Consider the following 14,747-nt stretch of genomic DNA (forward strand, 5'->3'; position numbering starts at 1 on the left):
GTCGGTCATCGACAGCGTGCCTAGGTTCTCCTCCGTCGGCCCCGCCGCGCGCTCTGCGCGGCCGGTGACCCCAGCCGGCCACCACCGAGGAGAACCATGTTCCTGACCTACCTCAGGCGCGAACTCACGAACCGCAAGAAGCAGACGGTCATCATCGCGATCGGGATGGCCCTGGCCATCGCCCTCGTGGTGATCGTGTCGTCGATCTCGGGTGGCGTGCAGGCAGCGCAGTCGAGCGTCCTGCAGTCCGTCTACGGCGTCGGCACCGACATCACCGTCACCAAGACCGCGACGGCGTCGACGAGCGGCGGGCGTCCGAGCTTCGACTTCGGCAGCCAGGGCGACAGCGACGACGACAGCGGCTCGACCGACCTGTCGCAGTCGCGGCTCGCGGTCGCGCGCGGCACGAGCACCCTGAACGCCGCGAACCTGTCCACGATCACGAGCACCGACGGCGTCAAGGCCGCGACGGGTGTGCTGACCCTCGAGAACAGCACGTTCTCCGGCCAGGTCCAGCAGCAGTCGACCGACGACAACAGCAGCACGGACGGCGGCAACGACTCCAGCAGCGACAGCACGACCCAGCAGGGTCCGCCGAGCGGGGACACCGGCGGTGGCGGCGGGTTCGGCGGCGGGTCGTTCAGCGTCGACTCGTTCACGGTGACCGGCATCCCGGTGTCCGGCGCCGCGGTCGGCCCGCTCACGAGCACCGAGCTCACGAAGGGGCGCACCTTCGCCGCGAAGGACGCGGGCAAGGACGTGGTCGTGCTCGATGCGTCGTACGCGAAGAGCGAGTCCAAGGCGGTCGGCGACACCGTCGACATCGGCGGCACCGACTTCACCGTCATCGGCATCGTCAGCTCCACCGGCTCGGCCTCGACCACGGGCTCGAACACCTACATCCCGCTCGACACCGCGCAGGCACTGGCCGACCTCGACGGCAAGGTCACCTCGATCTACGTCTCCGCCGAGTCGTCCTCCGACGTCAGCACCATCAAGTCCGCGCTGCAGGCGAAGCTGACGAGCGCCACCGTCTCCACCGAGGCCGACCTGGCCTCGAGCGTCTCCGGGTCCCTCAGCACCGCGTCGAGCCTGGTCTCGAACCTCGGCAAGTGGCTGTCGATCGTCGTGCTCGCCGCGGCGTTCCTCATCGCGATCCTCTTCACGATCTCCGGCGTGACCCGCCGCACCCGCGAGTTCGGGACCCTCAAGGCGATCGGCTGGTCGAACGGCCGCATCACCCGACAGGTGGCCGGTGAGTCCCTGGTGCAGGGCCTGATCGGCGGCGTGCTCGGCGCCGCGGCCGGCCTGATCGGCATCCTCGTCGTGAACGTCATCAGTCCGACGATCTCGGCGAGCGCCTCGAGCACGACCGGCGGTGGTGCCGGTAGCGGTGGCGGCATGCCCGGCGGCGCAGCGACCGCGGCCGCGGGCAGCGGCACGACGGGCGGTGCACCGGCCGGGGGCTTCGGCGGCGGCGCGAGCACCGCGTCGACGACCGACGTGGTCCTGCACGCCCCGGTGACCGTCGAGATCATCCTGCTGGCGATCGGCCTCGCGATCCTCGGCGGTCTCATCGCCGGCGCGCTCGGCGGCTGGCGCGCGAGCCGGCTCCGCCCGGCCGAGGCGCTCCGGAGCGTGGCCTGATGCCCGGCCGCACCGACACGACCGAACCGACGACAGGAGCAACCGTGACCAGCACCGACACCGCGACCGGCGAGGCGGAGGCGACCCGTGCCTCCAGTCCGATGTACCGGCTGACGAACGTCAGCAAGACCTACGAGCAGAAGAACCGGACCGTCACCGCCCTGACGAACGTCCACCTGACGATCCCGCAGGGGCAACTCGTGGCCGTCCAGGGGCCGACCGGCGGCGGGAAGTCGACGCTGCTGCAGATGCTCGGAGCACTCGACCGGCCGAGTGCCGGGTCCATCCACCTCGGTGGCGACCGCGACGTGGCGAAGCTCGGCGACGGCGCACTGACCGACCTGCGGGCGACCGAGATCGGCTTCGTGTTCCAGAGCTTCAACCTGATCCCGACGCTGACGGCCCTCGAGAACGTCGAGACGGCGTTCGCGGGGTCGCTCGCGAACCGGTCCCGGACCGAGGTCCGCGAGCGCGCGGTCGCTGCCCTCCGCGAGGTCGGACTCGGCGAGCGGATGGAGCACCTGCCGGCCGAGCTGTCCGGCGGACAGCAGCAGCGCGTGGCGATCGCCCGGGCGCTGGTGAAGAACCCGAGCGTGCTGCTCGCCGACGAGCCGACGGGTGCGCTCGACGAGTCGACCCGCGACGAGATCATGGCGCTCATCGAGAAGCAGTGGCGGGAGCGCGGGCTGACCGTCGTCATCGTCACGCACGACTCGTGGGTCGCGAAGCGTGCCGAGCGGCGCCTGCACATCAAGCAGGGGCAGGTGCGCAGGTCTAGCGGGGCGGGCGCGTTTCGCGCTGCGCGACAGACCACGCGTCCCGCGGCGCGTGGACTGTCCCGCAGCGCGTGACGACGCCGCTACCCCGCCACCGGGTAGTCGCAGTACGCGAACCACGCCGAGTCCGGGGCCCACGGCGGCACGTTGACCGTCCCCTGCCCGCCGTCGAGCGCCACCAGGGTCTCCGGTTGGACCGCGATCCGTGCGCCGCGGACGAGCGACCCCGGCAGCAGCCGCAGCTCGACGCGGTGGTCCGCCGGGTGGCCCTGCACGCCGGGCTCGTACGACAGGTAGAGCAGGTGTGCGCCGTCCGGCGACAGGTGCGGGAACCAGTTCACCCGGTCGTCGTTCGTCAGGCGGACGGGGCTGTCGTGCCCGGGCCAGCGCACGGCCAGCTGCGCGGTGCCCGGGGTGAACCGCTCCGTGTTCCAGAGCAGGATCCCGCCGGCCGGACTGATGGTGCAGCCGTCGTCGGAGTGCTCGTCCCGCGTGACGAACGTCGGCTCGCCGGTCTCCGGGTCGACCATCGCGACGTCGGTCGTCCAGACGCCGTCCTCGGACAGCTCCCCCACGATCGCGGCGAGGGCACTGCCGTCGGGGGCGATGCCGTGCAGGTAGAACTTCCGCTTGGCGGGCAGGGCCGCAGCGACGTCGGTGATCCGGGTCGTGGGGCCGCCCTCGGGCAGCGGGACGCGGTACAGCTCGCCGTCGCGCGCGCTCACCACGATGGAGCTGCCGGACGGGTCGACCACGTGGTCGTTGTTGATCTCGTCGACGCCGTCCATCGGCACCGGCACGAGCGCGGTCTCGTCCAGCACGGTGCCGCTGTCGGCGGACGGCAGTCGCAGCAGCCAGAGGTCGCCGTCGCCGTTGAGCACCAGGGTCTCGGCGTCCAGGACGTTCGGTGCCTCGACGAGCACCGCGGCCGACTCGAACACGAGCCTCGAGGTGCGGGACTCGACGTCGTACACGTGCACGCGGCTGGTCTGTCCGGGCAGCAGCTGCCGCCCCCTGGTCTCGTCGCTCATGGTTCCATCCTGTCGGTCGTCGCGTGGTCGGGTGGTCGGGTGGTCGGGTCGGTGGGGAACGGCAAAACACCGGTGTTCGCGCTGCGCACCGCGTGATGCGGCGGCGTCGAGCACGAACACCGGTGTCTTGCGGGAGGGCTCCGCCTACTTCACGGCACCGGCGGTCAGGCCTGCCACGAACTGGCGCTGCACCACGAGGAACGCGGCCACGACCGGGATCGACACGACGAGCGACGCCGCCATGACCTGGTTCCAGTACACGTTCGTCTGCGTCGAGTACTGCTGCAGACCGACCGCCAGGGTCGAACCGAGGCCGTTCGTCATGACCGAGGCGAAGAGGACCTCACCCCAGGCCGTCATGAACGAGTAGATCCCGACCGCCACCAGACCCGGGCGGGCCGACGGCAGGATGACCCGGAACAGGGCACCCATCGGGCCCGAACCGTCGACCATGGCGGCCTCGTCGAGCTCGCGCGGGATGGTCTCGAAGTACCCGGCCAGCATCCAGATCGAGAACGGCAGTGTGAACGTCAGGTACGTGATGATCAGGCCGAGCCACGACCCGACGAGCTGGATGCCCAGGGTGTTGCCGAGGTTCGTGAAGATCAGGAACAGCGGCAGCAGGAACAGCACGCCGGGGAACATCTGCGTGGAGAGCACCGCGGTGGTGAAGGTGCTCTTGCCCTTGAAGTTCCAGCGCGAGACGCCGTAGGCGGCGAACGTCGCGATGATCAGCGAGAACACCGTCGCCACCGTGCAGACCACGAGCGAGTTGATGAAGTACCGACCGAGCGGCACCGTCGACCACATGTCGATGAACGGCTGGAAGGTGATCCGCGACGGGATCCACGTGAAGTTGTCCTGCACGTCGCCGAGGGGCTTGATGGCCGTGGTGATCATCACGTAGAGCGGCACGACCGTGAACAGCGTCAGGACGACCAGGGTGATGATCTTGAAGGACTTGGCGCCAGTTGTCTCACGCACGGACGGACCTCCGGTTGGTCACGGCGAGGTAGATGCCGGTGACGACGAGCAGGAAGAGCAGGAGCAGGACGCTCATCGCGGCACCGGAACCGAAGTTCCAGGTGATGAACGACGCGTTGTAGATGTGGAAGCTCAGCAGGTCCGCGGCGGGCGGCTGCGCGGTCGAGCCGAACAGCACGAACGGGGTGTTGAAGTCGTTGAACGTCCACAGGAACATCACGAGCACGAGCGTCACGTTGACCGGGCGCACCATCGGCAGCGTGATCGAGCGCCACTGGCGGAACGGCTTGGCACCGTCCACCGAAGCGGCCTCGTAGACGTCGTTGGGGACGGACTGCAGACCGGCCATGAGCATCAGGAACGCGAAGGGCCAGGTCTTCCAGATCGCCACGACGACGACGGCCACGAACGCGTTGTTGCCGATGAGCCAGAACGGGGCGTTGCCGCCGAACAGCCCGAGTTGGTCGACGAGCAGGTGGTTCAGGGCCCCGGAGTCCCGCTGGAACATGAACTTCCAGGTGATGACGCCGGCGTACATCGGCAGCGCGTAGGGCACGAGGAACAGGGTGCGGAAGAGCCCGCGTCCGGCGAACGGCTTCTGCAGCGCGACGGCTGCGGCCATGCCGAAGGTCCAGGAGAGCCCGACCACGAGGACCGTGAAGGCGCACGTGATGAGGAACGAGTTGAGGACCCCACGGCCGATCGCCTGGTCGAAGTCGACGACGACCTGGTAGTTCCGGAACCCGGCGAAGGGCGCGGCGCCCCAGTTCGCGATGAAGTACTTGGTGAGCTGGATGAACGAGATCCAGATGCCGGTGAGCATCGGGACGATGTGGATGAGCAGCTCGAACAGGATGGCCGGCGCGACGAGCGCGTAGGGCAGCCAGTGGGTCTTGCGCTTGCGACCTGGCGGACGGCCCGACATCGTCGGGGCCTTCGTGTGCGTCAGGTCGATGCGCTCCGAGTCGGGCAGGACCGTCGTGGACATCTGGTGGGGCCTTTCGGCAGGAGGGGCGTGCAGGTGCGGTCCGCGCGGGCCGTGGCAGCGGCCGGGAGGCGCGGGGTGCGTGGGGCGTCAGCCTCACGGCCGACGGGTGGTCGGCCCTGGAACGTCAGGGGCTGGAGGCCCGGGCGCGTCCGGCGGACGCGACCCGGGCCTCCAGGGTGGATCAACCGGCGGCCTGGGACACCTGGTCCTGGGCGGTCTGCAGCGCCGACTTGATGTCGGCTTCGGAGACCGTGGAACCGGTCGCGATCTTGGCGAACATGTCGTTCATCGCCTTGCCGACCGTGGACTCGAACTGGTCCTCGGCGGGCACCAGCGGGAGCGGCTTCGCCTTGTTGTTGTAGATGTCGAGGAACGTCTTCGTCTGCTCGTCCGTGACGGAGTCAGCAGCCTCGGCGAGCACCGGCAGGGCCGAGTACGGCTTGTCCAGCGTCGTCTGCGTGTCCATGCTCGTCATGTACTTGACGAACTTGAGCGCGCCGTCCTTGTTCTTCGTGTTCTTGAAGACCGACAGGTTGATGCCGGCCGGGAAGGACGCGATCTGCTCGCCGCCCTCGGGAGCCGGCAGCGCCACGACGCCGTACTCGGACGACTTCATGCCGAGGGACTCGATGGTCGCGTTCGCGTTGTTCTGGTTGAGGATGAACGCGGCCTTCTTCTTCGCGAAGTCCGTGGTCGACTGCGTCGCGTTGTCGTACTGCGCGTTCGACGGGTTGGCGACCTTCGCGTCCTGCATGAGGTCGAGGTAGCGCTTGATGCCGTCGACGTTGGCCTTCGAGGTGAAGGTCGGCTTGCCGTCCTTGTCGAACCACTCGCCACCGTTCTGCGCCGAGTTGATGAACGCGAAGTGCGAGTTCTCGGTGTACGAACCGCCCGCGAGGCTGAAGCCGTAGGTGTCACCCTTGGTCAGCTTCTCGGCGTCGGAGACCATCTCCTCCCACGTGGTGGGCGGGGTGATGCCGGCGTCCGACAGCATCTTCTTGTTGTAGTACAGGCCGTAGGCGAGACCGTAGAGCGGGACGCTCGTGACCGTCTTGTCGGGCGCGCCACCGGTGGACAGGGCGACCTTGCCGAACTTGTCCGCACCGCCGATCGCCTTCATCTCGGCGTCACCGAACTCCTGGAAGGCGCCGGTGGCCTGGAGCGAGGTCGCCCAGGTGTTGCCGATGTTGACGACGTCCGGGCCCTGGCCCGAGGTGACGGCGGTCTGGATCTTGTTCTGCAGGTCGTTCCAGCCGATGACCTGGAGGTCGACCTTGATCCCGGTCTCCTTGGTGAACTTCTTGAGGACGGGGGTCAGCACCTCCTTGTCGTTCTGCAGGGACGTGCCCTGGTTGGACGCCCAGTACGTGAGCGTCTTGGAGTCGCCGGAGTTGCCGGACGATCCGGAGGAGCAGGCTGCGAGGCCGGACACGGTGAGTGCGGCGGCCGCGGTGATGGCCAGTGCGCGGATGGCAGTGCGCATGACTCTCTACTTTCTCGTCGTTGAGATGGTGCAGGGGATGGTGCAGAGGTGGAGCTGGTGCTGCGGATGGTGCTGGTCGGGTGCTGCTGTGGGTTGCGGGCAGCGCCCTGGCGGTCAGGCCAGGGTGCGTTCCGCGGGGTCCCAGCCCTCGGGGAGGGTCGGGGAGGGCGACACGGTGCTCTCGACGAGCACCGCCTCGCCACGTTCTGCCGCCTCGGCGATGGAGACCATCACGTCGAGGACGTGGAAGGCGAGCGCACCGGGGACGCGGTTCTCGTCGCCGGCCCGCAGCGAGCGGGCCAGGTCGACCACGCCGGTGCCGCGCGAGTAGGTGGAGCCGACCGCGGGGATCGTCTCGGGCTCCTCGGAACCGAGGGCGTACAGCTCGGTGTCGCCGTCGAAGTTGTTCGGGTCGGGGAACACGACGGTGCCGGTCTCCCCCGCGATCTCGACGAAGCCGGTGCGGCCGCGGTCAGACTCGAACGAGAAGACGCTCTGCGCGCTCCCGCCGTTCTCGAACTCGATCAGCGCGGAGTGGTTCGTCGGGACGTCCACCGGGAACTCGGTGCCGGCCTTCGGACCGGAGCCGATGGTGCGCGTGGCGCGGGACTTCGACGCCGTCGCCGTGACCTTCTTCACCGGTCCGAACGTCTGGACGAGGGTGGTGATGTAGTACGGGCCGATGTCGAACAGCGGACCGGCACCGTACGCGAAGAGGAACTCCGGGCTCGGGTGCCACGACTCGGGGCCGGGGCTCTGGAAGAGCGTCAGGCCGTTCAGGGGCGTGCCGATGCGGCCGTCGCGGATCGTGCGGAGCGCGGTCTGCAGGCCGGCACCGAGGAACGTGTCCGGGGCGACGCTGACGGTCCTGCCCGCGGCGGCCGCGGCGTCGCGGAGTTCCGCGGCGCTGGCACGGTCGAGGGCGTAGGGCTTCTCGCCCCAGACGTGCTTGCCGGCGGCCAGGGCCTGCAGCGCGACCTCGACGTGGGCGGCCGGGATCGTCAGGTTCACGACGATCTCGATGTCGTCGTCGGCCAGGAGCTCCTCGACGGTGCCCGATCCGGGGACGCCCCACTTCTCGGCCTGGGCGGCGGCGCGCGGCAGGTCGATGTCGGCGATGAAGCGGACCGTCACGTCGGGGAAGACGGTGAGGTTCGACAGGTACTGGTCCGAGATGACCCCGGCACCGATGACACCGACGCCGACCGGGCCGGTGCGGGTGGTGCTGTCGGTCGCCGTTGCAGCGGCGGTCGTGGTGTCGGTCATGCGCGGGCCCCCTCGAGGAACGTGTAGGAGTCGGCGACGGCCTGGAAGACGTCACCCTCGTGGTCGTCGAGCTCGACGACGTGCAGTGCGTCGGGCGCCGCGGCGATGATGTCGCGGATCGGCATGACGCCGTTGCCGACGGCGACCTGCTGCTTGTCGTCGTGCGAGCCGTCGCCGTCCTTCACGTGCAGGAACTGCACCTTGTCGCCGTACTTGCGGATGACCGCGACCGGGTCGTCCCCGCCGACCTGCACCCAGTAGGTGTCGAGCTCGAGCACGACGTCGTCGGACAGGGCGTCGGCGAAGACCTCGTAGGCGCTGACGCCGTCGATGCGGTTCGAGAACTCGAACGCGTGGTTGTGGTACCCGAGCACCAGGCCGTGGTCGGCGGCGCGCGGGGCGAGGGCGCTGAGTTCGCGGGCGATCGCCTCGACGTCCTCGCGCGTGGTCCAGCGCGACTCGTCGATGTGGGGGTCGATGAGGGTCCCGAAGCCGAGGGTGGTGGAGGCGTGGAAGATCCGCTCGAGGTCCTGCTCGCCTGCGTCGAGCAGACGTGCGTGGCCGCTCGGGGCGGCGAGGCCGGCGTCGCGGAGGGCGGCGGCGAGTTCGTCGGCGTTGTCGACGAAGCCGAAGGCCTCGACGTTCGCGTAGCCGATGTCGGCGATGCGCTGCAGGGTGCCGGGCAGATCAGCACCGAGGGCATCGCGGACCGTGTAGAGCTGGACCGAGAGCGGTTGGGTCACCAGGGGTTCTCCTCGTCGAGATGGCGCGGTCGTCACTGACCGATCGTCACACTACGAGCACTTTTGTCGGCGGTCAAGCAGAAGTCCGAGGAATGTCGACGGACTTCATTGCGTGGCGCGAACGATGTGTGCTTCACTCCCCACATGGTCGACTTGAACCGGACGGCAGCGTCGCCTCCGGTCGGGACGAGCGAGCTCTTCCAGATCCTCCGCGACGGCGTGCCGCGCACCAGGGCTGAGCTCGCCGCACTGACAGGACTCGCACGCTCCACCATCGGCGTGCGCCTCGACTCCCTGATCGACATCGGGCTGGTCGGCGCCGTGGACACCGCCGTCTCCACCGGCGGCCGTCCGCCTGCCCAGGTGGCGCTGAAGCCCCGCGCCCGGCTCGTGATCGCTGCCGACCTCGGCGCCTCGCACGGTCGTGTCGCCGTCACCGACCTCGTCGCGGCTCCGCTCGCCACCCGCGAGGCCCGGATCGACATCGCCGCCGGTCCGGTGCCGACGCTGTCCTGGCTCGTCGAGACGATCGACGACCTGCTCGGCGAGGTCGGGCGGAGCCGGCAGGACGTGATCGCGATCGGCATCGGCGTGCCCGGACCGGTCGAGTTCTCCACCGGCCGCCCGGCGAACCCGCCGATCATGCCCGGCTGGGACGGCTTCGACGTGCCCTCGTGGCTCCGCCAGCACATCGCCGCCCACGTCCTGCTCGACAACGACGTCAACATCGCCGCCCTCGGTGAGCGCGAGCACGGCTGGCCGGACGTCGACCACCTGCTGTTCGTGAAGGTCGCCACCGGCATCGGGTCCGGCATCGTCTCCGAGGGCCGGCTGCAGCGCGGCGCCCAGGGCACCGCGGGTGACATCGGCCACGTGCGGGTCTCCCGCGCCGGCGACGTCCCCTGCCACTGCGGCAACACCGGCTGCCTGGAGGCCGTGGCCTCCGGTCCGGCCATCGCCCGCGCACTCCGCGCGAAGGGGCACGACGTGCACACGGGTGCGGACGTGATCGACCTGGTGAACCGGTCGGACCTCGACGCCATCTACGCCGTCCGACAGGCCGGTCGGGACATCGGCGAGGTCCTCGCGACCTGCATCTCGCTCATCAACCCGTCGGTCATCGCACTCGGCGGATCGATCACGCAGGCCGGTGAGCACCTGCTCGCCGGCGTCCGCGAGGTCGTCTACTCCCGCTCGATGCCCCTGGCCAGTGAGCACCTCGTCATCGTCCAGTCCCGCGCCGGGTCCCTCGCCGCGCTGCAGGGGGCCGCGGCCCTCGCCATCGGCTACGCCCTCTCCCCCGCCGGGGTCGACGAGCTCGTCGCCTTCGCCGAGGGGCGCGAACTGGTCTCCTGACGCTCACCCGCGGTCGCGTGAGCGCGTCGGTTTCGGTCTTGCCGGTGGTCGGGGGGACAATCGTCGGGTGACCATCGTGCAGCCCACCCTGTGGGGCGACCTGGACCCCGGTCTGGAGGAGCTGTCTGTCTCCGCCACGCCGGCTACGGTCCCGGGGCGCGACGCGTTCACCGCCCTGCGTGGCCACACCGAGCGCATCGTCGCGCACTCCTCGGACCGCGTCGCCTGGCTCCGCGCCCGCGCCATGGGCATCACCGCCACCGACGTCGCCCGACTGGCCTCGCTGCGCGCCGTCGAGGCCGTCGTCACCGAGAAGCGCTACGGCTCCCGGTTCTCCGGCAACGCGTTCACCGAGCACGGCAAGGACCGCGAACCGGTCATCGCCGCCTGGGTTGCCGCGACCCACGGCATCCAGCCCTCGGCGCACCTGTTCCACGCCGCCGCGAACCGCGCCCACCTCGCCACCCCGGACGGCGTCGGGGTCGACGAGTCGTCCCGCGTGGTGCTCGCCGAGATCAAGACCACAGGCAAGGCCTGGCGGAGCATCCCCCGGCACTACCTGCGGCAGATCTGGTGGCAGCAGTACGTGCTCGGCGCCGACCGCACCCTGTTCGTCTGGGAACGCCACGACGGGTTCGTGCCGGTCGCGGACGAGCCCGAGTGCCGCTGGGTCGACCGCGACGACGACCAGATCCGCGGGCTCGTCCAGCTCGCCGACCTGGTGCTCGACAAGCTCCGCGGCTTCCGCTCCGAGACCGTCGGCCGGACCTCCGCCGGCTAGACCTGCACCAGCCGCAGCCGACTCATCCCCACGACGAGGATGCCGAGCAGGGTGATCGAGACCGCGATCCCGACCACGTAGATCGCGACGACGCCGTAGCCCTGCGCCGGATCGAGGAACGGGTACGGCACCCACCCGTCGGTCGCGCCACGGACGAGCACCACGGTGGTCCAGACCGCCGGGTAGAGCAGGGACCACCACACGTGCCGGAGCAGCAGTCGTGCGCGGTCCGAGAACAGCAGCCAGTCGAGCACCGCGTACACCGGGATGATCTTGTGCACGATGTCGTTCGACCACGGCACCGAGGCCGACACGTTCGCGCCCGTGAGCAGCGTGTTGTACACGATGCCGGTCGTCGCGATGTACACCGTCGCGGCGCCACGGAGCACCGAGACGGCGAGGTCCGCCCGCTTGCGACGGGCTGCGACCACGAGCGTCACCGCGAGGGCCACGGCGACGATCAGGTTCGACTGGATCGTGAAGTAGCCGAAGAAGTTCCAGAACGAGTACGTCGGGGTCTGCGAGCTCTCGAGCCACTGCGCCACGACCGCGACGACGATGGCGATGACGGCGATCAGTCGGAGCGAGTTCACGAGGGTGCGCACGGCTCCACGGTATCGGGACACGGCGACGACGTGCAGGAAGGGCCCGCACCGTTGCCGGTGCGGGCCCTTCCTCGAGTCACTCGACTCAGATGCTGTTGACGTCCAGCGGGATGGCACTGGGATGACGCAGTGCCGAAGGTCGTCAGATGCTGTTGACGTCCAGCGGGATGCCGGGGCCGAAGGTCGTCGAGACGGCGCCCTTCATGACGTACCGGCCCTTCGAGGACGACGGCTTGAGGCGGTTGATCTCCTCGAGCGCGGTCGAGATGTTCTCGTCGAGCTGCTCCGGCGTGAACGAGGCCTTGCCGACGACGAAGTGCACGTTGGCGTGCTTGTCGACACGGAACTCGATCTTGCCGCCCTTGATGTCGTTGACGGCCTGCGCCACGTTCGGGGTGACGGTGCCGGTCTTCGGGTTCGGCATGAGGCCACGCGGGCCGAGCACCTTGCCGAGACGACCGACCTTGCCCATGAGCTCCGGGGTCGAGACGGCGGAGTCGAACGAGGTGTAGCCCTCGGCCACCTTCGCGATGAGCTCGTCGCCACCGACCTCGTCGGCGCCGGCGGCGATGGCGGCCTCAGCAGCCGCACCCGTCGCGAAGACGATGACGCGGGCGGTCTTGCCCGTGCCGTGCGGCAGGATGACCGTGCCACGGACCATCTGGTCGGCCTTGCGGGGGTCGACGCCGAGCTTCAGCGCGACCTCGACCGTGGAGTCGGTCTTCGAGGAACCGGTCTCCTTGGCCAGGGCGACGGCCTCGGTCGGGGTGTAGAACTTGTCGGCCTCGATCTTCGCGGCCGCGGCCTGGTAGGCCTTGGACTTCTTCGCCATGGTGGTCTCCTTGCGAGATACGTGGTTGGCGAGCCGGCGAGGCTCTCCCACGGAAAGGTGTCTGGTGGTGGGCCGGAGCCCGATCGGTGCTTAGGCCTCGACCGTGATGCCCATCGAGCGTGCGGTGCCGGCGATGATCTTCGCGGCCTGCTCGATGTCGTTGGCGTTCAGGTCGGCCTGCTTGGTCTCGGCGATCTGACGGACCTGGTCCATCGAGATCTTCGCGACCTTGACCGTGTGCGGGGTCGAGGACCCCTTCTGCACACCAGCAGCCTTCTTGATGAGCTCGGCGGCCGGCGGGGTCTTCAGGACGAACGTGAACGAACGGTCCTCGTAGACGGTGATCTCGACCGGCACGACGTTGCCACGCTGCGACTCGGTCGCCGCGTTGTACGCCTTGCAGAACTCCATGATGTTGACGCCGTGCTGACCGAGCGCCGGACCGATCGGGGGGGCCGGGTTGGCGGCTCCCGCGTTGATCTGCAGCTTGATCAGGCCCGTGACCTTCTTCTTCGGTGCCATGACTTGTCTTCCTCCTGGAATCGAACACACGGGGATCCGTGCACTCTCCCGCTGGTCCGGCCGTTCCGGACAGCGGTGAAGGCCCGCTCGCACGAGGCGCGCGGGCCCAAACCCGTTCAGTGTAGTCGATCTCGGTGACCGCTACAGCTGGGTGGTCGCTAGAGCTTGGTGACCTGGTCGAAGCTGAGCTCGACCGGGGTCTCGCGCTCGAACAGCGAGACGAGGACGGTGAGCTTGCCGCTCTCCGGCTTGATCTCGGAGATCGAACCCGGCAGGCCCGCGAACGAGCCTTCCTTGATGGTGATCGTCTCGCCGATCTCGAAGTCGACCTCGGCTGCGGGCTGTGCCTGCAGGCCGCTGCCCTTCGCGCCGCCCTTGGTCGGGGCGGCCTCGGCGACCTGCACCAGGGACTTGAGCATGCCGAACGCCTCGTCGAAACGGAGCGGCGTCGGGTTGTGCGCGTTGCCGACGAAGCCGGTGACACCCGGGGTGTGCCGGACGACGGACCACGAGTCCTCGTTGAGGTCCATGCGGACGAGCACGTACGAGGGGATCCGGACGCGGGTGACCAGCTTGCGCTGCCCGTTCTTGATCTCGACGACGTCCTCCATCGGGACCTCGACCTGGTAGATGTAGTCCTCCATCGACATCGAGACCATGCGGTTCTCGATGTTCGACTTCACGCGGCGCTCGAAGCCCGCGTAGGAGTGGATGACGTACCACTTGCCCGGCTTCATCCGCAGCTCGGCCTTGAAGGCCTCGTACGGGTCGACCTCGGCAGGCTCGTCGTCCTCGTCGTCGAGTGCCTCGTCGGCGGCGAGCGTCTCGTTCGCCTCGGCGGCGGTCTCGGACTCGAGCTCGACTTCTTCCTCGTCCTCGACGGCCTCGACGGCGGCCTCGGCCTCGTCGGTGGAGTCGATCTCGAGGGCGTCGTCCACGACGGCGTCTGCCTCGGGGTCACGGGCTTCCTGCAGGGCCGTCAGTGCTTCGTCGAGGCCGGCGTCGACGGTGCCGTCGTCGGGCTCGGAGCTGAGGCCGAGGGACTCGTCGTCGTCGCCCTCGATCGAGATCGCACGCTCTTCAGCGGACTCGACGGAGCGTCCTTCGCCGGTCTCGACGTCGCCTTCCTGGTTCTCCTCGACCTCGGAGGACTGCTCGGCAGCCGTCGCGAGGTCGATGTCATCGCGGGAGTTGTCAGACACAGTCGATTCTTTCCGTTCGGTGGTTCGGGTCGGGGTGGCGTTCGTTCATGGTCACGAGCGACGCCGTCACGATCGACGCCGTCTCGGGCGACCGTACTCCTCGGAACGACCGCACACGGCAGTCGACGTCGGGGTCAGGCCGTGGGCCCGTTGCCGAAGACGTACCCGACGCCGAGACCGAACACGAAGTCGAGGATCGACACCAGGATCATCATGACGACGACGAACACGAGCACGACGCCCGTGTAGCTGAAAAGTTCCTTGCGGGTCGGCGTCACGACCTTGCGCAGTTCGCCGATCACCTGGCGGATGAAGAGCACGATGGCAGCGATGGGACCGCGGCGCTCGGCCCGGTCCTGCTTCGCCTTGGCGACGACGTCGTCCGCCGTCGTCTCCATGTCTTTGCTCGCCAACTTCTACCCTTCCAGAGTTGCAGGGCGGACAGGACTCGAACCTGCAACCTGCGGTTTTGGAGACCGCTGCTCTACCAATTGAGCCACCGCCCTTCGCAACACGGTTCGTCACCGATCC

Annotated in this window: 15 protein-coding genes and 1 tRNA gene; 4 read left to right on the top strand and 12 right to left on the bottom strand. The window is 68.9% G+C overall.

What is annotated here, in order from left to right; genetic code table 11:
• Positions 1–96 precede the first annotated feature (96 nt).
• Together OE229_RS14665 and OE229_RS14670 are read left to right on the top strand one after the other, a co-directional pair.
• Positions 97–1,647 (top strand): ABC transporter permease, encoded by a 1,551-nt coding sequence (locus tag OE229_RS14665; protein WP_262138645.1) that lies wholly within the window; start codon positions 97–99, stop codon positions 1,645–1,647.
• A 101-nt stretch (positions 1,648–1,748) separates the two neighbouring features.
• Positions 1,749–2,498, top strand: coding sequence for an ABC transporter ATP-binding protein (locus OE229_RS14670; RefSeq protein WP_263345289.1), 750 nt, complete (start codon positions 1,749–1,751; stop codon positions 2,496–2,498).
• A gap of 8 nt (positions 2,499–2,506) precedes the next feature.
• On the opposite strand, the gene OE229_RS14675 is transcribed toward OE229_RS14670, so the two are convergent.
• From OE229_RS14675 to OE229_RS14700, 6 genes are all read right to left on the bottom strand, one after another.
• Positions 2,507–3,454, bottom strand: coding sequence for a TolB family protein (locus tag OE229_RS14675; protein WP_182065690.1), 948 nt, complete (start codon positions 3,452–3,454; stop codon positions 2,507–2,509).
• Positions 3,455–3,598: 144 nt separating this feature from the next.
• Positions 3,599–4,438, bottom strand: a complete 840-nt coding sequence (locus OE229_RS14680; RefSeq protein WP_017888647.1) for a carbohydrate ABC transporter permease — start codon at positions 4,436–4,438, stop codon at positions 3,599–3,601.
• The gene (locus tag OE229_RS14685; RefSeq protein ID WP_017888646.1) at positions 4,431–5,426 is read right to left on the bottom strand and encodes a carbohydrate ABC transporter permease; all 996 of its coding nucleotides are present in this window, start codon (positions 5,424–5,426) and stop codon (positions 4,431–4,433) included. Before OE229_RS14685 ends, OE229_RS14680 begins: the two co-directional genes overlap by 8 nt.
• Before the next feature lie 181 nt (positions 5,427–5,607).
• A complete protein-coding gene (locus OE229_RS14690; protein WP_209133804.1) occupies positions 5,608–6,909 on the bottom strand; it encodes an ABC transporter substrate-binding protein in 1,302 nt (433 codons plus the stop codon).
• Between the two features lie 114 nt (positions 6,910–7,023).
• Positions 7,024–8,175: a Gfo/Idh/MocA family protein gene (locus OE229_RS14695; RefSeq protein ID WP_262138651.1), complete on the bottom strand. Its 1,152-nt coding sequence runs from the start codon at positions 8,173–8,175 to the stop codon at positions 7,024–7,026.
• Positions 8,172–8,918 (bottom strand): sugar phosphate isomerase/epimerase family protein, encoded by a 747-nt coding sequence (locus tag OE229_RS14700; protein WP_262138653.1) that lies wholly within the window; start codon positions 8,916–8,918, stop codon positions 8,172–8,174. The genes OE229_RS14695 and OE229_RS14700 overlap by 4 nt, the downstream gene beginning before the upstream one ends.
• Before the next feature lie 144 nt (positions 8,919–9,062).
• Here OE229_RS14700 and OE229_RS14705 point away from each other — a divergent pair, with 144 nt between their 5' ends.
• Positions 9,063–10,274 carry an ROK family transcriptional regulator gene (locus OE229_RS14705; protein ID WP_182065686.1) on the top strand — a complete coding sequence of 404 codons (1,212 nt, stop codon included), beginning with the start codon at positions 9,063–9,065 and terminating at the stop codon, positions 10,272–10,274.
• Positions 10,275–10,341: 67 nt separating this feature from the next.
• On the top strand, positions 10,342–11,055 hold the full coding sequence (locus tag OE229_RS14710) for a YqaJ viral recombinase family protein (protein ID WP_182065685.1): 714 nt from the start codon (positions 10,342–10,344) through the stop codon (positions 11,053–11,055).
• Here OE229_RS14710 and OE229_RS14715 read toward each other — a convergent pair.
• The 6 genes from OE229_RS14715 to OE229_RS14740 form a co-directional block, all read right to left on the bottom strand.
• A complete protein-coding gene (locus OE229_RS14715) occupies positions 11,052–11,660 on the bottom strand; it encodes a Pr6Pr family membrane protein (RefSeq protein WP_262138655.1) in 609 nt (202 codons plus the stop codon). The genes OE229_RS14710 and OE229_RS14715 overlap by 4 nt on opposite strands.
• 142 nt (positions 11,661–11,802) lie before the next feature.
• Positions 11,803–12,492, bottom strand: a complete 690-nt coding sequence (gene rplA, locus OE229_RS14720; protein WP_017888639.1) for a 50S ribosomal protein L1 — start codon at positions 12,490–12,492, stop codon at positions 11,803–11,805.
• 90 nt (positions 12,493–12,582) lie between these two features.
• The gene (gene rplK, locus OE229_RS14725; protein ID WP_017888638.1) at positions 12,583–13,014 is read right to left on the bottom strand and encodes a 50S ribosomal protein L11; all 432 of its coding nucleotides are present in this window, start codon (positions 13,012–13,014) and stop codon (positions 12,583–12,585) included.
• Between the two features lie 158 nt (positions 13,015–13,172).
• The gene (gene nusG / locus OE229_RS14730; protein WP_262138656.1) at positions 13,173–14,216 is read right to left on the bottom strand and encodes a transcription termination/antitermination protein NusG; all 1,044 of its coding nucleotides are present in this window, start codon (positions 14,214–14,216) and stop codon (positions 13,173–13,175) included.
• 134 nt (positions 14,217–14,350) lie between these two features.
• Positions 14,351–14,614 (bottom strand): preprotein translocase subunit SecE, encoded by a 264-nt coding sequence (gene secE / locus OE229_RS14735; protein WP_371830607.1) that lies wholly within the window; start codon positions 14,612–14,614, stop codon positions 14,351–14,353.
• Positions 14,615–14,649: 35 nt separating this feature from the next.
• A tRNA-Trp gene (locus OE229_RS14740) sits at positions 14,650–14,722 on the bottom strand.
• Between the last annotated feature and the right edge of the window lie 25 nt (positions 14,723–14,747).

This window comes from Curtobacterium poinsettiae (assembly GCF_025677645.1).
Taxonomy (GTDB): Bacteria; Actinomycetota; Actinomycetes; order Actinomycetales; family Microbacteriaceae; genus Curtobacterium; species Curtobacterium poinsettiae_A.